We start from the raw sequence: 21,597 nt of genomic DNA, 5'->3' as shown, positions 1-21,597 counted from the left end.
GTTCCCGCTGGACGGGAACACCCCGGCCACCCCCCGCGTTGATCTGCTGCGGCAGGAACGGAGGCCCAGGCAGTGCACGGTGAGTACAAGGTGCCCGGCGGCAAGCTCGTCGTCGTGGACGTGGAGATCGACGACGGAGTGCTGCGCCACGCGCGGGTGGCGGGCGACTTCTTCCTGGAGCCGGACGAGGCCCTGGACGCCGTGAACGGCGCGCTGGAGGGCGCCCCGGCGGACACCGACGCGGCCGGGCTTGCCGTCCGCATCGACGCCGCGCTGCCCGAGGGCACGGTGATGTACGGGCTGACCTCCGAGGGCGTCGGCATCGCGGTGCGCCGCGCGGTGGCGCACGCCACCGACTGGACGGACTACGACTGGCAGCTGATCCACGACGGCCCCCAGTCCCCCGCGCTGCACATGGCGCTGGACGAGGTGCTGACGGCCGAGGTCGCCGCGGGCAGGCGGCCTCCCACGCTGCGCGTGTGGGAATGGGCCGCCCCCGCGGTGATCATCGGCAGCTTCCAGTCGTTGCGCAACGAGGTGGACGCCGAGGGCGCCGCCCGGCACGGCATCGAGGTGGTGCGCCGGATCTCCGGCGGCGGCGCGATGTTCGTCGAACCGGGCAACACGATCACGTACTCGCTGTCGGTGCCCGACGCACTGGTGCAGGGACTGTCCTTCCAGGACAGCTACGCCTACCTCGACGACTGGGTGCTCTCAGCGCTCGGCGACATGGGGATACGGGCCTGGTACCAGCCGCTGAACGACATCGCCACCGACCAGGGCAAGATCGCCGGAGCCGCGCAGAGGCGGATAGTGGGTCCCGGCGGAGGTCCCGGCGCGGTGCTGCACCACGTGACCATGTCCTACGACATCGACGCCGACAAGATGCTCGAGGTGCTGCGGATCGGGCGGGAGAAGCTGTCCGACAAGGGCACCAGGAGCGCGAGGAAGCGGGTGGACCCGCTGCGCCGGCAGACCGGCCTCCCGCGCGAGACCGTCATCGAGCGGATGATCGAGTCCTTCGACGGCCGCTACGGGCTGTCGGAGGGCAAGGTCACCGACGAGGAGCTGTCCCGCGCGGAGCACCTGGCCCGGACGAAGTTCACCGCACCGGAGTGGACGGCGCGGGTGCCCTGACCGCGTAACCGCCCGTGCACGCAGCGAGTTGGCACTTTCGCCCCACAGGGACTCGTGTGACACTGGCGTCCCGTCCATACTCTGGACGGCCCCGCATCGTCCCCCACACGAGAAGTGCGCCGTGCGTGATCTTCCCCTGCCGCTCGCGCTCACCGCGCGGCTGAGCCCGGTCGTCGTACTGGCCTGTGCGGGCTGGGCGCTGACGTCCGGGCCGTTCGCGGCGTCGTCCGCCGACGGGCACCGGGCCGCCGGACAGGAGACCCAGACCACCGACACCCAGGCGTCATCGTCCTCGTCCTCGGCCACGGCGCCTTCGTCGACCGCCGTGTCCAGGGCGTACGCCTCCGCTCCGGCGCCGTGCACCGCCATCGCCAAGAAAACGATCACCTCGCTGGTGCCGGGTGCGAAGACGGCGGGCAAGGAGATCCCCTCCACGGACACCAAGGTGCGCCGCACCTGCTCCTGGAACGCGCTCAAGGGGTACGACTACCGCTGGCTCGACGTGTCCTTCGAGATCACGCAGTCGCAGGCGGCGGCGCAGAAGTCGTACCAGCAGCGCACCACCGAGAAGAGCGGCGGCGGTGCGGTGCCCGGGCTCGGTGACGCCGCGTACTCCGTCGTCAACCTCACCACTCAGGACAAGCAGGAGACCCGCGAAGGCGTGGTGATGGTGCGGGCCTCCAACGCCCTGGTGGTCGTCACGTACAACGGCAGCGACTTCGAGACCAAGAAGGCACCCGGTACGGACGAGATCAACAAGGGTGCCATCAAGGCCGCCCGGGACGCGGTGGCCGCGCTGGAGGGCGGCCAGAAGAACTGACCCCCCCGCCTTCCGCCGCCGGTCAGGCGACGGTCCGCTCCCGGGTGCGCGAGCCCGCCGACATGAGCAGCAGGTACAGCACCATCGACGTGCCGAGGCCCACCGCCCAGCCGTAGTCGGCGAGCGGCTTCAGGGCCGGGATCGGGCGGCCGTCGATCAACGGGTGGAAGTCCGCGCCGCCGATCGCGAGCACACCGCCCGCCACGAAGGCCACCACCGCCCGCCAGTTCCAGCCGGCCGCGTACCAGTAGCGGCCGCCCGTGCGGTAGAGGTCGACGAGGTCGAGCCGGCTGCGGCGCAGCACCCAGTAGTCGGCGACGAGGATGCCCGCGACCGTGCCGAGCAGCCCGCCGACCAGGCCCAGCCAGGTGAAGATGTAGCCCTGCGGGTCGGAGTAGAGCTTCCACGGGCAGATCACCACGGCGAGCACCGCGGTGACGAGGGCGCCGGTGCGGAAACTGATCTTGCGGGGCGCGATGTTGGAGAAGTCGAACGCCGGCGAGACCAGGTTGGCGGCGATGTTCACCGACAGGGTGGCCACCAGCACGGTCACCAGGGCGTAGAGCAGGCCGACCACATTGTCCGTCTTGGCCGCCAACTGCACCGGGTCCCACACCGGTTCGCCGTACACGGCCTGCGAGCCGGAGGTGACCAGCACCGACAGGAAGGCGAACAGGGTCATGGTCGTGGGCAGGCCGAGCGCCTGGCCCCGGGTCTGCGCCTGCTGGCTCTTTCCGTAGCGGGTGAAGTCGGGGATGTTCAGCGACAGCGTCGACCAGAAGCCGATCATGCCCATCAGGGAGGGCGCGAACAGCTTCCAGAAGTCCGCTCCCCAGCCCAGTTTCGACGGCTGGTCGAACAGCGGGCCGAAGCCGCCGGCCTTGCTGCTCATCCAGCCCAGCATCACGAAGGCGCCGACGAGCACGAACGGCGCCGCCCAGTTCTCGAACCGGCGGATCGTCTCCATGCCCCGGTAGATCACGGCCACCTGGATCACCCAGAAGATCGCGAACGACAGCCACATCGTCCAGGCGTGGCCGCCGAACTCGGCCGCCTTCGACCAGCTGTCACCGATCAGCTTCCCGGCCAGGAAGTAGATCGCCTCGCCGCCGATCCAGGTCTGGATGCCGAACCAGCCGCAGGCCACCAACGCCCTTACCACGGCGGGCAGGTTGGCGCCGCGCACCCCGAAGGAGGCGCGGGCGAAGACCGGGAAGGGGATGCCGTACTTGGGTCCCGCGTGCCCGGTGAGCAGCATCGGGACGAGGACGATCAGATTGGCCAGGGCGATGGTGAACACCGCCTGCTTCCAGTCCATGCCGACGGCGATCAGACCGGAGGCCAGGGTCCAGGAGGCCGTGTTGTGGGCCATGCCGACCCACAGCGCGGAGAAGTTGTACGTGGTCCAGGTGCGCCCCGTCACGGGGACCGGCAGCAGGTCCACGTTGGCGTAGGGGCCGCTGGGCGGCGGAGTGCCGGGGGCGATCTCCACGCGCCCGTCGGCGAGGGTGACCTGGGCGGACGGCGATATGCCCCAGGGAGCGGTGTCGGTCATGGGCAGCCCAATCGGATGGCGACCGGTTATCTGGAGTTGACGACGGGAATGACCTCTCGGCCGTACGCGTCGATCACGGCTTCCTGCGCGTCGTGCATGTCGTACACGGCGAACTGGTCGACGCCCAGCTCGCGCAGCGCGTTCAGCTTCTCGATGTGCTTCTCGACCGGTCCGATCACGCAGAACCGGTCGACGATCTCGTCGGGCACGAACTGGGTGTCCGGGTTGCCGCTTCGCCCGTGGTGGGCGTAGTCGTAGCCCTGGCGGGCCTTGATGTAGTCGGTGAGTGCGTCGGGTACGGCGGCGGAGTGTTCGCCGTAGCGGGCGACCAGGTCGGCGACGTGGTTGCCGACCATGCCGCCGAACCACCGGCACTGCTCGCGTGCGTGGGCGAGCGCCTCGGGCGAGTCGTCGGCGGTGACGTACGCGGGGGCGGCGACGCAGACCTTCACCGCCGCCGGGTCGCGTCCGGCGGCTGCCGCGGCGTCCCTGACCGCCTTGACCATGTACTCGGTCAGATAGAGGTCGGAGAGCTGGAGGATGAACCCGTCGGCCTCCTCGCCGGTCATCTTCAGCGCCTTGGGGCCGTAGGCGGCCATCCAGACGGGGAGTTCGGCGCCCGGCCTGACCCAGGGGAACCTCACCACCGTGCCGCCGAGGTCCGCCTCCTCTCCTCGGGCCAGGGCCCGGATGACCTTCATGGCCTCGCTGATCCGGGCCAGCGTGTTGGGCTTGCGGCCCGCGACCCGCATCGCGGAGTCACCGCGGCCGATGCCGCAGACCGTGCGGTTGCCGAACATGTCGTTGAGGGTGGCGAACGTGGAGGCGGTCACCTCCCAGGTGCGCGTGCCCGGATTGGTGACCATCGGGCCGACCGTCAGCCTCTCGGTGTTCGCGAGGATCTGGCTGTAGATGACGAACGGTTCCTGCCAGAGCACGGCGGAGTCGAAGGTCCAGCCGTAGCGGAAGCCGTTGCGTTCGGCCCGCTGCATCAGGCTGATGACGCGGGAGGCCGGCGGGTCGGTCTGCAGGACGAGTCCGAAGTCCATCAGCGCCACTCCTAGTTGAGGTACTGGCAGGTGGAACGCGGCGTGTAGACGCCGTGGCCGGGACGCCCGGTGTACTCCCGTTCGGTGATCACGGGCTCGCCGCGGGAGAGCACGGTCTCCACCCGGCCGGTGACGCGCCGGCCCTCGTAGGCCGAGTAGTCGACGTTCATGTGGTGGGTCTCGGCGGAGATGACCTGCTCGGCGTGCGGGTCGTAGATCACGACGTCCGCGTCGGCGCCGGGGGCGATGGTGCCCTTCGTGGGGTACAGGCCGAACATCCGGGCCGGGGTGGCGCAGGCGATCTCGATCCAGCGGCGGCGCGAGATGTGCCCGTCGACGACGGCCTGGTGGAGCAGGTCCATGCGGTTCTCCACGCCCGGCATGCCGTTGGGGATCTTAGAGAAGTCGCCCCGGCCGAGCTCCTTCTGGCCGCTGAAGCAGAAGGGGCAGTGGTCGGTGGAGACCACCTGGAGGTCGTTGGTCCGCAGTCCCCTCCACAGGGCCGCCTGGTGGTCCCTGGGGCGCAGGGGCGTCGAGCACACGTACTTCGCCCCTTCGAAGTCGGGCTCGGCGAGGTTGTCGGTGGACAGGAACAGGTACTGCGGGCAGGTCTCGCCGAACACGGGCAGTCCCTCGTCCCGCGCCCTGGCCAGCTCGGCGACCGCCTCGCGCGCCGAGACGTGCACGACGTACAGGGGGGCGCCCGCGACCTGGGCCAGCCGGATGGCGCGGTGGGTGGCCTCGGCCTCCAGCAGGGCCTTGCGGACCTCGCCGTGGTAGCGCGGGTCGGTCTCGCCGCGGGCGAGGGCCTGCTCGACCAGGACGTCGATGGCGATACCGTTCTCGGCGTGCATCATGATCAGCCCGCCGTTCTCGGCGGCGCGCTGCATGGCCCGCAGGATCTGGCCGTCGTCGCTGTAGAAGACCCCCGGGTAGGCCATGAACTGCTTGAAGGAGGTGACTCCCTCCTCCACCAGCAGGTCCATCTCCTTCAGCGTCTCCTCGTTCACATCGGAGACGATCATGTGGAAGCCGTAGTCGATGGAGCAGTGGCCCTCGGCCTTGGCGTGCCAGGCGTCCAGGCCCTCGCGCAGAGAGCCGCCGACGCTCTGGATGGCGAAGTCGACGATGGTGGTCGTACCGCCCCAGGCGGCGGCCCGGGTGCCGGTCTCGAAGGTGTCGGACGCGTAGGTGCCGCCGAAGGGCATCTCCATGTGGGTGTGGCCGTCGACCCCGCCGGGGATCACGTACTTGCCGGTCGCGTCGATGGTCCGTTCGGCGGTGAACGCCTGGGCGGCCGGGCTGCCGGAGGCGGCGAGCGCGGCGATACGGCCGTCCTCGATCAGGACGTCGGCGTGGATCTCGTCGGCGGCGGTGATGACGAGGCCACCGCGGATGACGGTACGGCTGCTCATGCTCCCTCTCCTGCCAGGTGGACGGTTGCGGTCACGGGGCGGTCAGCGGCGTGTACGCGCCCGGCGCGCGGTCGCGGTAGAACTGCCAGCGGTCGCGGACCGCGCGCAGCTTGGCCAGGTCCAGGTCGCGGACGACGAGCTCGGTCTCCTTGTCGCTCGCCACCTCGCCGACGAACTGCGCCTCGGGGTCCACGAAGTACGAGGTGCCGTAGAAGTCGTTGTCCCCCAGCTCCTCGACGCCGACCCGGTTGATCGCGCCGACGAAGTACTCGTTGGCCACGGCCGCCGCCGGCTGCTCCAGCTGCCACAGGTAGCCGGAGAGTCCTCGCGAGGTGGCCGAGGGGTTGAAGACGATCTCGGCGCCGGCCAGGCCCAGGGCGCGCCAGCCCTCCGGGAAGTGCCGGTCGTAGCAGATGTAGACGCCGATCCGGCCGGCCTTGGTGTCGAAGACGGGCCAGCCGCTGTTGCCGGGGCGGAAGTAGAACTTCTCCCAGAAGCCGCGGACCTGCGGGATGTGGGTCTTGCGGTACTTGCCGAGGTAGGAGCCGTCGGCGTCGATCACGGCCGCGGTGTTGTAGAGGACGCCGGGCTGCTCCTCCTCGTACATCGGCAGGACGAGGACGATGCCCAGCTCCTTGGCCAGCGCCTGGAAACGCCGGACGGTCGGGCCCTCGGGGATCTGCTCGGCGTACTCGTAGAACGCCGGGTCCTGCACCTGGCAGAAGTACGGGCCGTAGAACAGCTCCTGGAAGCACAGGACCTGGGCGCCCTGCGCGGCGGCGTCGCGGGCGGCCTGCTCATGGACCTGGATCATGGATTCCTTGTCGCCGGTCCAGGCGGTCTGGAAGAGGGCGGCTCGGATCACACGGCTCATCGGGACCTCCGCTCGTTCGGTGTGGGGGATGTGCGGTGTCCGGTGAGCGTAGGAAGCCGGCGGGTCGGCTTTGAGGTGCACCGTGTCACGTCTGCGGGGGCGGGGCGTGCCACTGTGTCACTCCGGCTCCATCCCATGTTTCACCGCCGTTTTCCCAGGTGATCGCAGGTTTCACTGCTGTTGCGCGTCGTGCGCGAGGAGGGCTATGTGCACCGAGGCGGCCTGTTCGAAGTCGTCGAGGTCCACCCCGAGGCGGCCCTGTATGGCCTCCAGGCGGCGGTAGAGCGCGGGCCGGGAGACGTGGTGGAGCTGGGCGGTGCGGGACTTGTTGCGTCCGGTGGCGAGGTAGGTGCGCAGTACGGCCAGCAGCTCGCGGTCGGTCCGGCACAGCAGCCCGTTCAGCTCCCGCTCGGCGAAGGACTGCACATGCGGGTCGTCCCGCAGCAGCCGGATCAGGCCGCGCAGGTGCACGTCCTTCAGCCGGACGACGGCCGGGAGGTCGAGGGCGGGGGCGGAGTCGGCCACGGCGTCGGCGACGTGCCGGGCCTCGCGCAGTCCGGCGGGCACGTCGTCCCAGACGGTGCGGGCGTCGGCGGCGGCGACGACCGTGCGGGCGCGGTGTGACTCGGTGCGCAGCCGGGCCGCGAAGTGCTCGGTGAGGGCGTCGGCGTCCTGGTCGCGGGCGAGGCTGAGCAGAACGGCGGTGCCGCCGTCGGGCTGCCCGCCGATCTCGGCGACGAGCCCGCGCAGCCCCAGCAGCCTCAGCAGCCGGTCGAGCCCGGCGGGCTCGCCGCCCTGGACCACGAGGGGCACGAAGGTGCGCCGGTTGACGGGCAGTCCGGCGGCCCGCGCCCGGGGCAGCAGCTGCCGGGCCGGTACGACCCCGCTGAGGAGGTCGGTCAGCAGTCCCTGCGCCGACTGCTCCTCCCAGGAGCAGCCCGCGTTGCCGCCGAGCATCCGGTGCAGCACGAGGGCCTCGGCGGCGCGGTCGGCGAGCAGCCGCCCGGTGGCGGCGTCCCCGCGGTACCCGCACAGCACGATCCGGCCCCACCGCTCCCCGCGCCCGCCGAGTTCGGCGCGGATCCAGCCGTCGCCCTCGCTGCCGCCGGCCTGCCGGGCGATGCGTTCCCAGTCGCGCAGCACGTCGTCCACCGCCGACCGCTCCCCCGCCGTGGCGAGGACGCGGTGGGCGAGATTGGTGACGACGACGGGGCAGGCGCTGTGCTGGGCGATCTCGTCCAGCAGCGCCTGCAGCGGGGCGCCAGCGGTGATCAGCGCGGTGAGGGCGGTGCGTACGGACTCCGACAGGCTGACGGAGGCGAACTTCCGCCGCACCAGCCGGGACTGGACCTCCTCGGTCAGTTCGGTGAACGGGAACGGGCGGTGCAGGACCACGAGGGGCAGCCCGCACCGCTCGGCGGCCCGCCGCATCACGTCCGGCGGTCTGGGGAACGCCCGCCCCAGGCCGAGCACGACGGCCGCGGCCTCCGCGCGGTGCAGGGACCGGATGTACTCGGCCTGCTTCTCCTCGTCGCCGGCGAGCAGCACCCCGGTGGTGAGCACCATCTCGCCGCCGTTGAGCATCACGCCGACGTCCGCCGCCTCGGCGACGTGCACCCAGCGCACGAGCCGGTCGAGCTGGCCCGCGCCGGCCACGACCTCGGGCTCCCCGGCGAGCACCCGCTCCAGGGCGAGCACCTGACGGACCGACAGGGCCGGTTCCGGGGAGCTCCGGGCGGCCGGCTCCGCGGCGCTCCAGGTGGTCGGTTCAGGGGACCTTCGGGGGGTCAGGGGTCGGCCCGAGGCGGTGGTCATGGCGACGTTCCCCTCTTTGTTCCGGGCTCTGTTCGTCTCCGGGGCGCCGCGGTGCCGGATGTGCGGTTGCCGCCGCGTGGCGGTCCGCACTCCTCAGTAGGCGGCGCGCAGCGCGCGTTCCAGGATCGCGGCGCCCTCCTCGGCCTCCGCGACCGTCAGGGACAGCGGCGGGGCGATGCGCAGGGCGCTGGTGTTGTGGCCGCCGCCCTTGCCGATGAGCAGCCCGCCCTCGCGGGCCGCCTCCAGCACGGCGGCGGCCGCCTGCGGATCGGCCTCGTCCGTGCCCGGCTTGGCCAGCTCTACGCCGATCATCAGCCCGCGTCCGCGCACCTCCCGTACGCCGGGCAGCCCGGCGGCGACGGCCCGCAGCCGCTCGATGAGCATGCCGCCGACCCGCCGGGCGTTGCCCTGCAGATCGTGTTCCACCAGGTAGTTGAGGTTGGCGAGGCCCGCGGCCATGGTGATCTGGGTGCCGCCGAAGGTGGAGATGCTGTTGGCGTCCAGGCAGTTCATGATGTCGGCGCGGGCGACGACACCGCCGATGGACATGCCGTTGCCGATGCCCTTGGCGAAGGTGAGCATGTCCGGCGGACCGCTCTGCCCGTGCGCCTGCCAGCCCCAGAAGTGATCCCCGGTGCGGCCCCAGCCGGTCTGCACCTCGTCGGCGATCCACAGGATGCCCTGCTCGCGCAGTACCTCCCGGAAGGCGGCGTACAGCCCGTCGGGGGGCGAGGTGAAGCCGCCGACGCCCTGGACGGGTTCGGCGATCAGCGCCGCGGGCGGGCGGGTGTGGCCGAGGAGGTCCTTCAGGTCCTCGACGCAGGCCGCGACGAAGGCGGGGTCGTCCAGGTGGGCGAACGGGCCGCGGGTGCGGACGCCGCCGTGGACGTACAGCGTCTGCAGCGGGGACAGGGAGGTCGGGGACCAGCCGCGGTTGCCGGTGATGCCGACCGCGCTGAAGGAACGGCCGTGGTAGCTGTTGCGCATGGCCAGGATCGTGTTGCTGCGCCGGTACGTCGTCGCCAGCAGCAGCGCGGTGTCGTTGGCCTCGGTGCCGGAGGTGGTGAAGAAGACCCGGGCGTCCGGGATGCCGCTCAGCTGGGCGATGCGCTCGGCCAGTTCCACCATGGGCCGGTTGAGGTAGAGCGTGGACGAGTGGATGATCCGGCCGGCCTGCTCGCTCACCGCCTTGGTGACCTCGGGCAGCGCGTGGGCGGTCATCGTGGTCAGGATCCCGCCGAAGAAGTCGAGGTAGCGCCGGCCCTCGGCGTCCCACACGTGCCGGCCCTCGCCGTGGGTGATCTCCAGCGGGTCCTCGTAGTAGAGGGCGAGCCAGTCGGGCAGGACGGCCCGGTGACGGTCGTACAGGTCGTTCACGGCTTAACCAGCCCTTCGTAGGCGTCGGGGCGGCGGTCGCGGTAGAAGGCCCACTGCTGCCGCACCGCTTCGATGAGGTCGAAGTCGAGGTCGCGGACCACCAGCTCCTCCTTGGAGTCGCCGGCGACGTCCCCGACGAACTGACCGCGCGGGTCGACGAAGTAGCTCGTCCCGTAGAAGTCGTTGTCGCCGTACTCCTCCCGGCCGACGCGGTTGATCGCGGCGACGAAGTACTCGTTGGCGACGGCCGCCGCCGGCTGCTCCAGCTGCCACAGGTAGGAGGACAGGCCGCGGTGGGTGGCGGAGGGGTTGTAGACCAGCTGGGCGCCGTTGAGGCCGAGCTGGCGCCAGCCCTCCGGGAAGTGCCGGTCGTAGCAGATGTACACGCCGACCCTGCCGACGGCGGTGTCGAAGACGGGCCAGCCGAGGTTGCCGGGTTTGAAGTAGTACTTCTCCCAGAAGCCCTTGACCTGCGGGATGTGGTGCTTGCGGTACTTGCCGAGGTAGCTGCCGTCGGCGTCGATCACGGCGGCGGTGTTGTAGTAGAAGCCGGACTGTTCGACCTCGAAGACCGGCACGACGATCACCATGCCGGTCTCGCGGGCCAGGTCCCGCATCCGGCGCACCGTCGGACCGTCCGGGACCGGCTCGGCCCAGCGGTAGTGCTCGGGCTCCTGGACCTGGCAGAAGTACGGCGAGTTGAAGACTTCCTGGAACCCGATGATCTTCGCACCCTGGCGGGCCGCCTCACGGGCGTGCTGCTCGTGCTTGGCGACCATGGACTCGGTGTCACCGGTCCAGGTGGCCTGTACCAGGGCCGCACGGACGACGTTGGCCATGAGCTGCTCCTTCGACGTACGTCAGAGCCTGTGTCACATCCCCGGCCGGATCAGCGCGCGGCGTCTGGTGCGTGCGATCGCAAGGCGCCGCAGCACCCTCGTGGCGGAGCCACGTGGGCGTTTCGGCAATGCGGCGAGCGTGCGTGCCAGGCGTCGCGCACCCGGCCGGGGATGTGACACGGGCTCCCAGCCTCTACGCCCGTAGAACGAGCCTAGAGGCACGAACGTAAGCCTCCGGGACGGCCTTGCCAAGACCATCGTCGTGAACCCGCGGAGTCGATCGTGTTTCACACTCCTGTGGGTGAGCGCCGGCCGGCCGCCGGATGCGTGCCGCCCCGCCTCACACCTCGGCCGGTGTGCAGCGCCCGACCATCTCGTCCATCGACAGGCCGAGGGCGCGGGCCAGCGCGGCCACCGTGAAGAACGCCGGGGTCGGGGCCCGGCCGGTCTCGATCTTGCGCAGGGTCTCCGCGGAGATGCCCGCGCTCGCGGCGATCTCCATCATGCTGCGGTCGCCGCGCGCCTCGCGCAGCAGCCGCCCGAGCCGCTCACCGCGTTCGCGCTCTTCGGGAGTGAGTGGGGTGCGCACCATGCCGTCATTCTACGGCGATGACCGTGATTCAAATACCGGTATAGTAATTGGCATGGTGGAACTGAAGACGGACACATCGATCGATGCCATGTACGAGGCCGGTCAGGTCGTGGCGCGGGCACTGACCGCCGCGCAGCAGGCGGCGGACGTGGGGGTCTCCCTCCTGGAGCTGGACGAGCTGGCGCACGACGTGCTGCGCGAGGCGGGCGCGACCTCCCCGTTCCTCGGTTACCGGCCCACCTTCGCCCCGACGCCCTTCCCCGCGGTGCTCTGCGCCTCGGTCAACGACGCGATCGTGCACGGCATCCCCACCCGCTACCGGCTGCGCGACGGCGACCTGGTCTCCCTCGACTTCGGCGCCGAGCTGGGCGGCTGGGTCGGCGACTCGGCGATCAGCTTCGTGGTGGGCCGACCGCGCCGCGCGGACCTGAGGCTGGTCGAGACCGCCGAGCGGGCGCTCGCGGCGGGCATCGAGGCCGCCGTCGTCGGCAACCGCATCGGCGACATCGCCCACGCCATCGGCTCGGTGTGCCGCGCGGCGGGCTACGGCGTCCCGGACGGCTTCGGCGGCCACGGTGTGGGCCGCCACATGCACGAGGACCCCGCCGTGCCGAACGAGGGCCGCCCGGGCCGGGGACTCCCCCTGCGCCACGGCATGGTCCTCGCGATCGAACCCATGCTGATCGCCGGCGGCACGGACGGCTACCACGCGGCCCCGGACGGCTGGACCCTCCGCACGGACGACGGCTCCCGGGCGGCCCACGTGGAGCACACGGTGGCGATCACGGACTCGGGACCGCGCGTTCTCACGCAACGCTAGAGCCGCCCGCCCAGGGGCGCAGGGCCGCACCGACATGCGGCTCCACCGCGTGGGCGCGGGCGACCACGACGACACCGCGCCCGCGCGACAGACCCAGGTCCCGGGCTCACAGGCGCTCGACATGCCCGAAGAAACGGAACATGCAATCGTGGCATGAGCCCCACCCATCCCGGTTACCCGGCGGGAGCAAGTCGTCAGCGAAGGAACGGAAAACGATGACCAGCGGCTTCATCGGTCCGGAGGGCGACCCCTTCGGCGAATTCTTCGCCCGCTTCTTCGGCGGCGGACCACGCCCCGGCCCCCGGCACGTCGACATCGGCAGACTGCTCAGCCAGCCCGCCCGGGAGCTCGTCAAGGGCGCGGCGCAGTACGCCGCCGACCACGGCAGCCGGGACCTGGACACCGAGCACCTGCTGCGGGCGGCGCTCTCCACCGAGCCCACCCGCAGCCTGCTCAGCCGGGCCGGCGCGGACCCGGACTCGATCGCCTCGCAGATCGACGAACGGTCGGGCCCCGTCCACAACCCGCCGGGCGAGGCGCCCGCGCCGACCTCCCTCTCCCTCACCCCGGCCGTCAAGCGCGCCCTGCTGGACGCGCACGACATGGCGCGGGCCAGCGGCGCCGGGTACATCGGCCCGGAGCACGTGCTCAGCGCGCTCGCCGCCAACCCCGACTCCGCGGCCGGGCACATCCTGAACCAGGCCCGCTTCGCCGCTTCCGGCCTGCCCGCCGAGGCACCGGAGACCACCGCGCAGCCGAGGGCCGAGCGGCAGCGGACCACGGCGACGCCCACCCTGGACAAGTACGGGCGCGACCTCACCGACCTGGCCCGGCAGGGACGCATCGATCCGGTGATCGGCCGGGACCAGGAGATCGAGCAGACCATCGAGGTACTCTCCCGGCGCGGCAAGAACAACCCCGTGCTGATCGGCGACGCGGGCGTCGGCAAGACCGCCATCGTCGAGGGCCTGGCCCAGCGGATCGCCGACGGGGACGTGCCCGACATCCTGATCAACCGCCGTGTGGTGGCCCTGGACCTGACGGGCGTGGTCGCCGGCACCCGCTACCGGGGCGACTTCGAGGAGCGGCTGAACAACATCGTCACCGAGATCCGGACCAACTCCGAGCGGCTGATCGTCTTCATCGACGAGCTGCACACCGTGGTCGGTGCCGGCGGGGGCGGCGAGGGCGGTTCGATGGACGCGAGCAACATCCTCAAGCCCGCCCTGGCCCGCGGCGAGCTGCACATCGTGGGCGCGACCACGCTGGAGGAGTACCGGCGGATCGAGAAGGACGCGGCGCTGGCCCGGCGGTTCCAGCCGATCCTGGTGCCCGAGCCGTCCGTGGCGGACGCCATCGAGATCCTGCGCGGGCTGCGCGACCGCTACGAGGCGCACCACCAGGTCCGCTACACCGACGAGGCGCTGGTGGCCGCCGTGGAGCTGTCGGACCGCTATCTGACCGACCGGCGGCTGCCGGACAAGGCCATCGACCTGATCGACCAGGCGGGCGCCCGGGTACGGCTGCGGGCGCGGACCAAGGGCACGGACGTACGGGCCATGGAGCGCGAGGTCGAGCAGCTCACCCTGGACAAGGACCAGGCGGTCGCGGACGAGAGCTACGAGCAGGCCACGCAGTTGCGCGACCGAATCTCCGAGCTGAAGCGGCGGATCTCCGAGACCGGCGGGGAGGAGGAGGCCGACGAGGGACAGCTGGAGGTCACCGCCGAGTCCATCGCCGAGGTGGTGTCCCGGCAGACCGGCATCCCGGTCAGCAGCCTCACCCAGGAGGAGAAGGAGCGGCTGCTCGGCCTGGAGGAGCACCTGCACCGGCGGGTGGTCGGCCAGGAAGAGGCCGTCGGCGTGGTCTCGGAGGCGGTGCTGCGCTCCCGTGCCGGGCTGGCGAGCCCGGACCGGCCGATCGGCAGCTTCATGTTCCTCGGCCCCACCGGCGTCGGCAAGACGGAACTGGCCCGGGCGCTGGCCGAAGCGCTGTTCGGCAGCGAGGACCGGATGGTCCGCCTCGACATGAGCGAGTACCAGGAACGGCACACCGTCAGCCGCCTGGTGGGCGCCCCGCCCGGCTACGTCGGCCACGAGGAGGCCGGTCAGCTCACCGAGGTGGTGCGCCGGCACCCGTACTCGCTGCTTCTGCTCGACGAGGTCGAGAAGGCCCATCCGGACGTCTTCAACATCCTGCTCCAGGTGCTCGACGACGGACGGCTCACCGACTCCCAGGGCCGCACGGTGGACTTCACCAACACCGTCATCGTGATGACCAGCAACCTCGGCTCCGAGGCCATCACCCGGCGCGGCGCGGGCATCGGGTTCGGAGCGGGCGGCGCCGACGCCGACGAGGAGGCGCGGCGCGAGCAGATCCTGCGCCCGCTGCGGGACCACTTCCGGCCCGAGTTCCTCAACCGCATCGACGAGATCGTGGTCTTCAGGCAGCTCACCGCCGAGCAGTTGCGGCAGATCACCGACCTGCTGCTGGAGAAGACCCGCCGCCTGATGCACGCACAGGGCGTCACAGCCGAGTTCACCGACGCGGCCGTGGACTGGCTGGCGCAGCGCGGCTACCAGCCGGAGTACGGCGCCCGCCCGCTGCGCCGCACCATCCAGCGCGAGGTCGACAACCAGCTCTCCCGTCTCCTGCTGGACGGCCGGGTCCGCGAGGGCAGCCGGGTCACGGTGGACGTGGAGGACGGCCGCCTGGTGTTCCGCACCCAGGACCGGGAGCCAACGGTCGCTCCCACCGAGTAAGGAGAGCTTCCGGGCATCGGGGCCGGCTTCCGGGCATGTGCCCCGGCACCCCGATGCCCGGGTCGTTCTACGGTGCCGGGTGCACCACCATCGCCGAGCCGCCGCCGCGCCGTACCTTCTCCGCCGCGGCCAGCCACTCGCCGTTCGGCAGGCGCTGCACGCCGGTGGCCGCGCCGATCTCCGGGTTGAGTTTGAAGGAGTGGCCGATGGCCTCCAACTGCTTCCTCAACCCGCTGTCGTAGAGGCCGGGTTCGAGTTCCGTCTGGGCCGCGTTGCGCTGGCTGGCGCGGGGGGCGGCGATCGCGTCGACCAGCGGCAGGTGCCGGTCGAGGAACCCGGTCAGGGTCTGCAGCACGGTGGTGATGATGGTCGCGCCGCCCGGCGAACCGAGCGCCACCACCGGCCGGTTGTGGGCGTCCAGCACGATCGTCGGCGAGATCGAGGAGCGCGGCCGCTTGCCCGGGCCGGGCAGGTTCGGGTCGTGCACGGCCGGGTTGGCCGGGGCGAAGGAGAAGTCCGTCAGCTCGTTGTTGAGCAGGAAGCCCCGGCCGGGGACGGTGATGCCGCTGCCGCCGGTCTGCTCGATGGTGAGCGTGTAGGAGACGACGTTGCCCCACCGGTCGGCGACCGTCAGATGCGTGGTGTTCTCGCCCTCGTACGTCGTCGGTGCCGCGGTGCCCCCGGTGGAGCAGGCCGCGGGGTGGCTCGGGTCGCCGGGCGCGAGCGGGCTCGTGAGGACCGCGTCGTCCTTGATGAGGCAGGCGCGGGAGTCGGCGAACCGCTGGGAGAGGAGTCCCTTCGTGGGCACGTCCTCGAAGGCGGGGTCGCCGACCCAGCGTCCGCGGTCCGCGAAGGCGATGCGGCTCGCCTCGATGAAGTGGTGCAGGTACTGGACCTCGCTCGCCTTGCCGAGGTCCGTCTTCTCCAGGATGTTGAGCGCCTCGCCGACGGTGGTGCCCCCGGAGGAGGAGGGCGCTATGGAGTACACGTTGAGGCCGCGGTACGAGACTCTGGTGGGCGCCTGGAGTTTGGCCTGGTAGACCGCGAGGTCCTTGTCGGACAGGCCGCCCGGGCGCGCGTTCCAGCCGGAGGCCGGGTCCACCGGCGGGTGGTTGACGGTCTTGACGATGTCGTCACCGATGTCCCCGCGGTAGATCGCGCCGACGCCCTTGCGGCCCAGTTCTTCGTACGTGCGGGCGAGTTCGGGGTTCTTGAAGGTGGAGCCGACGACCGGGAGCCGGCCGTCCGGCAGGAACAGCTTCGCGGTGTCCGGGAAGTAGCGGAAGCGGGTCTCGTTCGAGGCCGTCTGCGAACGGAAGGTGTCGTCGACGGTGAAGCCGTCGCGGGCGAGCCGCTCGGCGGGCTTCAGGACCGTACCGAGCCGCCTGGTGCCCCACTCGTCCAGCGCCGTCTGCCAGGTGGCGGGCGTGCCCGGCGTTCCCACGCTCAGGCCGCTGCTGACGGCGTCGTTGAAGGCGAGCGGCTTGCCGTTCTCGACGAAGAGATCGGAGTCGGCGCTCAGCGGCGCGGTCTCGCGGCCGTCGATGGTGTGGACGGTGCGGGTACGGGCGTCGTAGTAGACGAAGTAGCCGCCCCCGCCGACGCCGGCGGAGTACGGCTCGGTGACACCGAGGGCCGCCGCGGTGGCGACGGCCGCGTCGACGGCGTTGCCACCCTTGCGCAACACCTCTATGCCTGCCGCGGAGGCGTCCTGGTCCACGCTTGCTACGGCGCCGCCGTAGCCGACGGCCACGGGTACCTTCGCGGCCGGTTTGGGCTTGGTGTCGCCCGGGTGCGCGGTCGGTGGCGCTGCGGCCCCCACCGAGACCACGGCGGCCGAGACCGCGAGGACCGCCAGTTTCCGTGCCACAGGGCGACGCATCCGCACCTCCAGGAAAGGGCCGTTCAGGCAGCCTATTCCATCACCATGGTCACGTCAGGTGGAGCGCGGAAACCGGTTTCGAACACGGGTTTGCGTTCGCCCGCTACCATGCGCGCCCATGAATGACGACGTGCGCAACATCGTCCTGGGCGTGATCGCGGCCGGCGTCAGTGCCGCGTTCGGCTGGCTGACCCGCACCTACCTCTGGAAGCGCAAGCTGCGGCGCAAGCAGGCGTTCTTCGGGCTGCCCGAGAACTCCGAGTCGCTGCTCGTGGTGAACCGGGACGCCGGCAGCCCGGACCTGGCCGTGCACCGCTACGACGTCTTCGCCCTCCTGGAACTGTCCGCGCTGATCAAGGACTGCGGCGCGAACGCCCAGGTCGTCACCCAGGACGCGGCACAGCAGGGCTTCGGCGAACGGACCGAGTTCTGCGTGGGCGGACCGGGGTCGAACCGGCGGATGCTCGCGCACATGTCGGTCATGCTGCCCGGCGTACGGGTCGACGTCGACAGCGAACCTGGCCCGGACCGGGGCGCCTTCCAGATCGGCGGCGAGCGCTACCGCCTGGACGCCGGCGTCACGGAATACGTCCTGCTGGCCCGGATCACCGCGGGCCAGTCCCGGCCGGTGTTCCTCTTCTGCGGCCAGCGTGCGATCACCAACCAGGCCGCGACCCGCTATCTCGCCCGCAACCACGAGCGGCTGGCCCGCAAGTACGGAAACGGTTCGTTCGTACTGCTGCTGAAGGTGGTCAACTCCCAGGCGTACGGCCCGGACGTGGTGGAACTGGAGGGGGACGTGACCCGGGCGGCCCAGACCCCGCTGCCGGCGCCGGAGGCCGGTTCGGCACCGAGCACTACCCGTCCGGCGCGCAGCTGACCTTCTGCTCGCCGGCGGGCGGGCACGTCGTGGCGGTCCGTCCCGCCGCGCGAGCAGTGATCTCCGGCTGCCGCCGGCCGGGTATGGCTCTGTGAACCGCTGTCCCCCTACGAACGGCCGTGAACGGCACATCGTAGTCGAGGTTCGGGGCGCCGCGTCCGGGCGTTGCCCCGATTCGCACCGGAGGACGTCACGCGGGACGCGCACCACGAGTCCGCGCGGGGCCCGGCGCCGGAGCCCTCAGGTCTCCGCGACCTCGGCGTACAGCTGGGAGAGTTCGGGCACACCGCTCTCGGCCCACGCGTGTCCGGCCTCGACGACGTCGAACTCCCGCCCGGAGGCGAGCCGCACGACGGGCCTGCGGCGTGGGCGGATCTCCCAGGCCGCGCCGGGGACGGTGCGCACGATGACCGTGCCCAGATACAGTCCCGCGTCGTTGCCCAGCCACGATGCCTTCTCCGCGTCGTCCCGCCAGCGCGGCAGGAGCTGGTCGAGCGCCTCCAGCGAGGCCGCCGACTCGTCGAGCCGGACGTCCGCCTCGGACGCCTGCGCGCGCAGCAGCTCACAGGTGGACAGGAGATCGGCGACACCCTCGAGGTCCGGTGAGCCGTCGTCGGCCGCGAGCACCGCGACACCCAGGGTCGACGCCTGCTTCTTGCGCCAGTTGCCCACAAACGGGATGTTCATGGCTCCAGCGTGACACCGGTACCGTGACACACACCACAGGGCGGACGCCGGTGTCGTGTCTACACGTCCAGGTCGACCACGACGGGAGCATGGTCCGAGGCCCCCTTGCCCTTGCGCTCCTCACGGTCCACGTAGGCGTCGGTGACCGCCTTGGCGAAGGGCTCGTTGGCGTACACCAGGTCGATGCGCATGCCGCGGTTCTTGGGGAAGCAGAGCTGGCGGTAGTCCCAGTAGGTGAACGGGTGGTCGTACTTCAGGGGCCGCGGGACCACGTCCGACAGGCCGGTCTCGCGCAGGGCGGTGAGGGCGGCACGCTCGGCGGGGGTGACGTGGGTGGCGCCCTCGAAGACGGCCGGGTCGTAGACGTCGTCATCGGTCGGCGCCACGTTGTAGTCGCCGAGGACGGCGAACGGGCGGCTGCCGCCCGCGTCGCCCGCGACGGCCGCCCTCAGCGCCTCGAACCACTGCAGCTTGTAGACGTAGTGGGGGTGCTCCACCTCACGGCCGTTCGGCACGTAGACCGACCAGACGCGGACCGGGCCGCAGGTCGCGGAGATGGCGCGGGGCTCCTGGACGCCCTCGTAGCCGGGGTCGCCGGGCAGGCCCTTCACCACGTCCTCCAGGCCCACGCGGGAGAGCACCGCCACGCCGTTCCACCTGCCGGTGGCGTGCACCGCCGCCTCGTAGCCGAGGTCGCGCAGCCGGTCGAACGGGAACTGGTCCTCGGCGATCTTGGCCTCCTGGATGCAGAGCACGTCGGTGCGGCTGGTCTCCAGCCAGGCCAGCAGCCTCGGCAGGCGGGCGGTGATCGAGTTGACGTTCCAGGTCGCGATGCGCATGCCTCACAACCTACCGGGCGGGACTGACAACGCGTCCCGCCCGGCCCGGTGACCGCGGCGGTCAGACCTCGGCGGAGGCCCCCGGCGTCAGCCTGAGGTGTTCCGCGCCGCCCAGCGCGCCGATCTGGTTGTCGTAGATGGGGCGGGCCAGGTCGGTCAGGAGCGCGTCGTGGATGTCGTAGGCGCGCTGCGGCTTGACCTCGCGGACGTACTCGATCACTTCGGCGATCTTGTTCCAGGGCGCCATGACCGGCAGCATCAGCGTCTCGACCGGCTGGTCGGGCACGGTGAGCGCGTCACCGGGGTGGAAGACCTTGCCGCCGTCGATCAGGTAGCCGACGTTGGTGATGCGCGGGATGTCCGGGTGGATCACCGCGTGCAGCTCGCCGTGGACCTGCACGTCGAAGCCCGCGGCGGTGAAGGTGTCGCCGTGCCCGACCGTGTGGACCCGGCCCGGGAACGCCGCCGAGATCTTCTCCGCGACCGACTTCAGGGTCCAGATCTCGGCGGCCGGGTTGGCCTCCATGCCGGCCCGCAGCCGGTCCTCGTCGAAGTGGTCGAGATGCTCGTGCGTGACCAGGATGGCCTCCGCGCCGACCGCGGCGTCCTCCTCGCTGAAGGTGCCGGGGTCGATGACGAGCGTGCGCCCGTCCTTCTCGAGGCGGACGCAGGCGTGGGACTTCTTCGTGAGCTTCATGCGTCCCATCCTGCCGCGCGGGACCGCCGCGGGAGCACCATCAGGCTGGTGCCCGTGGTGCCCGGTTGACGATCACGGCTCTCACTCCGCGGGGGTCGTCTCCTCGCGTATGACCTGCTGGGCCACCCGGAAGGCGCTGCCCGCGGCGGACATGCCGCAGTGGACCGCCGTCTGGAGCAGGACCTCCTTGATCTCGTCCGGGGTGAGTCCGTTGCGCAGGGCGGCCCGGGTGTGGGCGGCGAGCTCGTCCAGGTGGCCGCCGACGACCAGGGCGGTGAGGGCGACGCAGCTGCGGGTGCGCCGGTCCAGACCCGGGCGGTCCCAGATCTCGCCCCAGGCGCAGCGGGTGAGGAACTCCTGGAAGTCGCCGGAGAAGTCGTCGGCCCCGGCCAGCTCCCGGTCGACGTGCGCATCGCCCAGCACCTCGCGGCGGATCTTGAGACCGACGTCGTAGGCGTCCGGCCGGCCGGTGGGCCGGGCCGGCACGGCCGCCGGGGCGATCTCGGCGATCGGCGCGGAGCGGGGCGCCTGCACGGGCGCGGCCAGGACCGGCTTGGGCGGCACCGCGACGATCGCCATCTGCCCGGTACCGGGCTCGAAGCCGGGCTGCCAGGCGGTGGAGAAGTGCCGGACCAGCAGATCGGTGACGGCGGCGGGCTGCTCCACCGGGACCAGGTGGGAGGCGCCGGGTACGACGGCGAGGCGGGCGTCGCGGATGCCGGCGACCAGGGTGCGGGCCTCGGCGGGGCCGGTGACCTGGTCCTCGGAGCCGACCAGGACGAGCGTGGGCGCGCCGACGCGGCCGAGTTCGGCGCGGACGTCGAAGGCGGCCAGCGCCTCGCAGGCGGCGATGTAGCAGCCGGGGTCGGTGGTGCGCACCATCTGCACGGCCCACTCGGTGATCGCGGGCTGGGCGGCGGCGAACCCCTGGGTGAACCATCGGTCCGGTGACGTACGGGCGATGGGGTCGAGCCCGTTGGTGCGGACGATCACTCCGCGCTGCCGGAACTCGTCGGCGGTGCCGAACCGGGGCGAGGCGGCGATCAGCGCGAGGGAGGCGAGGCGTTCGGGGTGGCGCAGGGCCAGCTCGACGCCGACGGCACCGCCGAGCGCGCAGCCCGCGTAGCCGAAGCGCTGCACACCCAGCGCGTCGAGGGTGGCGAGCAGCCGGGCGGTCAGGTCGGCGACCGAGCCCGCCGGGTGCGCGGGTGCGCCGCCGTGGCCCGGCAGGTCGTACCGGAAGACACGCCACTGCTTCGTCAGCTCCGGGACCTGGCGGTCCCACATGTGCCATGTCGTCCCGAGTGAGGGGCCGAGGATGAGGACCGGGGCGTCTTCCGGGCCGTCGAAGCGGTACTGGAGGGCAGGGGTCGTCGTCTCACTCACCGCTCCACGCTAACCGCCGGTCCGGAGGCGTCTGTCCCTGGGCCCCCACTCTCCACACCCCACTCCCTAGGATCGCCCGGGAGCCCTTACAGGATCTTCACTGTTCCTGGCGGTGGCCGGTCACCGTCCCTGGCCGTCCCTGGCCGTGGCGCAGGCGGCAGGCGGCAGGCG

The 21,597-nt window shown here is 71.5% G+C and carries 18 protein-coding genes; 5 read left to right on the top strand and 13 right to left on the bottom strand.

Annotated elements, in window-relative coordinates:
* Nucleotides 1-72 precede the first annotated feature (72 nt).
* Complete coding sequence (lplAB, locus tag BZY54_RS36255; RefSeq protein WP_086729563.1) at nt 73-1,137, top strand: lipoate-protein ligase LplAB; 1,065 nt, start codon at nt 73-75, stop codon at nt 1,135-1,137.
* Between the two features lie 121 nt (nt 1,138-1,258).
* A complete protein-coding gene (locus BZY54_RS36250; RefSeq protein WP_086729562.1) occupies nt 1,259-1,957 on the top strand; it encodes a hypothetical protein in 699 nt (232 codons plus the stop codon).
* A 22-nt stretch (nt 1,958-1,979) separates the two neighbouring features.
* On the opposite strand, the gene BZY54_RS36245 is transcribed toward BZY54_RS36250, so the two are convergent.
* From BZY54_RS36245 to BZY54_RS36205, 8 genes are all read right to left on the bottom strand, one after another.
* Nucleotides 1,980-3,512: an NCS1 family nucleobase:cation symporter-1 gene (locus tag BZY54_RS36245; RefSeq protein ID WP_086729561.1), complete on the bottom strand. Its 1,533-nt coding sequence runs from the start codon at nt 3,510-3,512 to the stop codon at nt 1,980-1,982.
* 26 nt (nt 3,513-3,538) lie between these two features.
* The gene (locus BZY54_RS36240; RefSeq protein ID WP_086729560.1) at nt 3,539-4,561 is read right to left on the bottom strand and encodes a TIGR03842 family LLM class F420-dependent oxidoreductase; all 1,023 of its coding nucleotides are present in this window, start codon (nt 4,559-4,561) and stop codon (nt 3,539-3,541) included.
* Nucleotides 4,562-4,572: 11 nt separating this feature from the next.
* Complete coding sequence (gene hydA, locus BZY54_RS36235; protein WP_086729559.1) at nt 4,573-5,976, bottom strand: dihydropyrimidinase; 1,404 nt, start codon at nt 5,974-5,976, stop codon at nt 4,573-4,575.
* Nucleotides 5,977-6,007: 31 nt separating this feature from the next.
* Nucleotides 6,008-6,850: a nitrilase-related carbon-nitrogen hydrolase gene (locus BZY54_RS36230; protein WP_086729558.1), complete on the bottom strand. Its 843-nt coding sequence runs from the start codon at nt 6,848-6,850 to the stop codon at nt 6,008-6,010.
* A gap of 171 nt (nt 6,851-7,021) precedes the next feature.
* On the bottom strand, nt 7,022-8,665 hold the full coding sequence (locus BZY54_RS36225) for a PucR family transcriptional regulator (RefSeq protein ID WP_086729557.1): 1,644 nt from the start codon (nt 8,663-8,665) through the stop codon (nt 7,022-7,024).
* Nucleotides 8,666-8,758: 93 nt separating this feature from the next.
* On the bottom strand, nt 8,759-10,042 hold the full coding sequence (locus BZY54_RS36220; RefSeq protein ID WP_086729556.1) for an aspartate aminotransferase family protein: 1,284 nt from the start codon (nt 10,040-10,042) through the stop codon (nt 8,759-8,761).
* A complete protein-coding gene (locus BZY54_RS36215) occupies nt 10,039-10,881 on the bottom strand; it encodes a nitrilase-related carbon-nitrogen hydrolase (RefSeq protein ID WP_086729555.1) in 843 nt (280 codons plus the stop codon). Before BZY54_RS36215 ends, BZY54_RS36220 begins: the two co-directional genes overlap by 4 nt.
* Nucleotides 10,882-11,221: 340 nt before the next feature.
* On the bottom strand, nt 11,222-11,473 hold the full coding sequence (locus tag BZY54_RS36205; protein ID WP_086729553.1) for a helix-turn-helix domain-containing protein: 252 nt from the start codon (nt 11,471-11,473) through the stop codon (nt 11,222-11,224).
* A gap of 52 nt (nt 11,474-11,525) precedes the next feature.
* Here BZY54_RS36205 and map point away from each other — a divergent pair, with 52 nt between their 5' ends.
* Together map and BZY54_RS36195 are read left to right on the top strand one after the other, a co-directional pair.
* The gene (map, locus tag BZY54_RS36200; protein ID WP_086729552.1) at nt 11,526-12,293 is read left to right on the top strand and encodes a type I methionyl aminopeptidase; all 768 of its coding nucleotides are present in this window, start codon (nt 11,526-11,528) and stop codon (nt 12,291-12,293) included.
* Between the two features lie 215 nt (nt 12,294-12,508).
* Complete coding sequence (locus BZY54_RS36195; protein ID WP_086729551.1) at nt 12,509-15,055, top strand: ATP-dependent Clp protease ATP-binding subunit; 2,547 nt, start codon at nt 12,509-12,511, stop codon at nt 15,053-15,055.
* A 67-nt stretch (nt 15,056-15,122) separates the two neighbouring features.
* Here BZY54_RS36195 and ggt read toward each other — a convergent pair whose 3' ends face one another.
* On the bottom strand, nt 15,123-16,937 hold the full coding sequence (gene ggt / locus BZY54_RS36190; RefSeq protein ID WP_086729550.1) for a gamma-glutamyltransferase: 1,815 nt from the start codon (nt 16,935-16,937) through the stop codon (nt 15,123-15,125).
* A gap of 118 nt (nt 16,938-17,055) precedes the next feature.
* On the opposite strand from ggt, the gene BZY54_RS36185 reads away from it, so the two are divergent.
* Nucleotides 17,056-17,817, top strand: coding sequence for a hypothetical protein (locus BZY54_RS36185; protein ID WP_086729549.1), 762 nt, complete (start codon nt 17,056-17,058; stop codon nt 17,815-17,817).
* 240 nt (nt 17,818-18,057) lie between these two features.
* Here the strand turns inward: BZY54_RS36185 and BZY54_RS36180 are convergent, their stop codons facing one another.
* From BZY54_RS36180 to pcaDC, 4 genes are all read right to left on the bottom strand, one after another.
* Nucleotides 18,058-18,504, bottom strand: coding sequence for a DUF6278 family protein (locus BZY54_RS36180; protein WP_167414134.1), 447 nt, complete (start codon nt 18,502-18,504; stop codon nt 18,058-18,060).
* A 59-nt stretch (nt 18,505-18,563) separates the two neighbouring features.
* The gene (locus tag BZY54_RS36175) at nt 18,564-19,343 is read right to left on the bottom strand and encodes an exodeoxyribonuclease III (protein ID WP_086729548.1); all 780 of its coding nucleotides are present in this window, start codon (nt 19,341-19,343) and stop codon (nt 18,564-18,566) included.
* Nucleotides 19,344-19,404: 61 nt separating this feature from the next.
* Nucleotides 19,405-20,040: an MBL fold metallo-hydrolase gene (locus BZY54_RS36170; protein ID WP_086729547.1), complete on the bottom strand. Its 636-nt coding sequence runs from the start codon at nt 20,038-20,040 to the stop codon at nt 19,405-19,407.
* An 81-nt stretch (nt 20,041-20,121) separates the two neighbouring features.
* Entirely contained in the window at nt 20,122-21,426 is a 1,305-nt protein-coding gene (pcaDC, locus tag BZY54_RS36165; RefSeq protein ID WP_086729546.1) for a bifunctional 3-oxoadipate enol-lactonase/4-carboxymuconolactone decarboxylase PcaDC, read from the bottom strand.
* Between the last annotated feature and the right edge of the window lie 171 nt (nt 21,427-21,597).

This window comes from Streptomyces carpinensis, assembly GCF_002154505.1.
Taxonomy (GTDB): domain Bacteria; phylum Actinomycetota; class Actinomycetes; order Streptomycetales; family Streptomycetaceae; genus Streptomyces; species Streptomyces carpinensis.
This window is presented reverse-complemented; position numbering and strand designations above follow the sequence as displayed.

Bases quoted from the DNA above. Each gene is read 5' to 3' on its own strand.
- ggt (WP_086729550.1), bottom strand. From the start codon at position 16,937: ATGCGTCGCCCTGTGGCACGGAAACTGGCGGTCCTCGCGGTCTCGGCC.
- BZY54_RS36215 (WP_086729555.1), bottom strand. From the start codon at position 10,881: ATGGCCAACGTCGTCCGTGCGGCCCTGGTACAGGCCACCTGGACCGGT.
- BZY54_RS36170 (WP_086729547.1), bottom strand. From the start codon at position 20,040: ATGAAGCTCACGAAGAAGTCCCACGCCTGCGTCCGCCTCGAGAAGGAC.
- BZY54_RS36180 (WP_167414134.1), bottom strand. From the start codon at position 18,504: ATGAACATCCCGTTTGTGGGCAACTGGCGCAAGAAGCAGGCGTCGACC.
- map (WP_086729552.1), top strand. From the start codon at position 11,526: ATGGTGGAACTGAAGACGGACACATCGATCGATGCCATGTACGAGGCC.
- BZY54_RS36225 (WP_086729557.1), bottom strand. From the start codon at position 8,665: ATGACCACCGCCTCGGGCCGACCCCTGACCCCCCGAAGGTCCCCTGAA.
- BZY54_RS36230 (WP_086729558.1), bottom strand. From the start codon at position 6,850: ATGAGCCGTGTGATCCGAGCCGCCCTCTTCCAGACCGCCTGGACCGGC.
- BZY54_RS36240 (WP_086729560.1), bottom strand. From the start codon at position 4,561: ATGGACTTCGGACTCGTCCTGCAGACCGACCCGCCGGCCTCCCGCGTC.
- BZY54_RS36245 (WP_086729561.1), bottom strand. From the start codon at position 3,512: ATGACCGACACCGCTCCCTGGGGCATATCGCCGTCCGCCCAGGTCACC.
- BZY54_RS36175 (WP_086729548.1), bottom strand. From the start codon at position 19,343: ATGCGCATCGCGACCTGGAACGTCAACTCGATCACCGCCCGCCTGCCG.
- hydA (WP_086729559.1), bottom strand. From the start codon at position 5,976: ATGAGCAGCCGTACCGTCATCCGCGGTGGCCTCGTCATCACCGCCGCC.
- BZY54_RS36195 (WP_086729551.1), top strand. From the start codon at position 12,509: ATGACCAGCGGCTTCATCGGTCCGGAGGGCGACCCCTTCGGCGAATTC.
- BZY54_RS36185 (WP_086729549.1), top strand. From the start codon at position 17,056: ATGAATGACGACGTGCGCAACATCGTCCTGGGCGTGATCGCGGCCGGC.
- BZY54_RS36205 (WP_086729553.1), bottom strand. From the start codon at position 11,473: ATGGTGCGCACCCCACTCACTCCCGAAGAGCGCGAACGCGGTGAGCGG.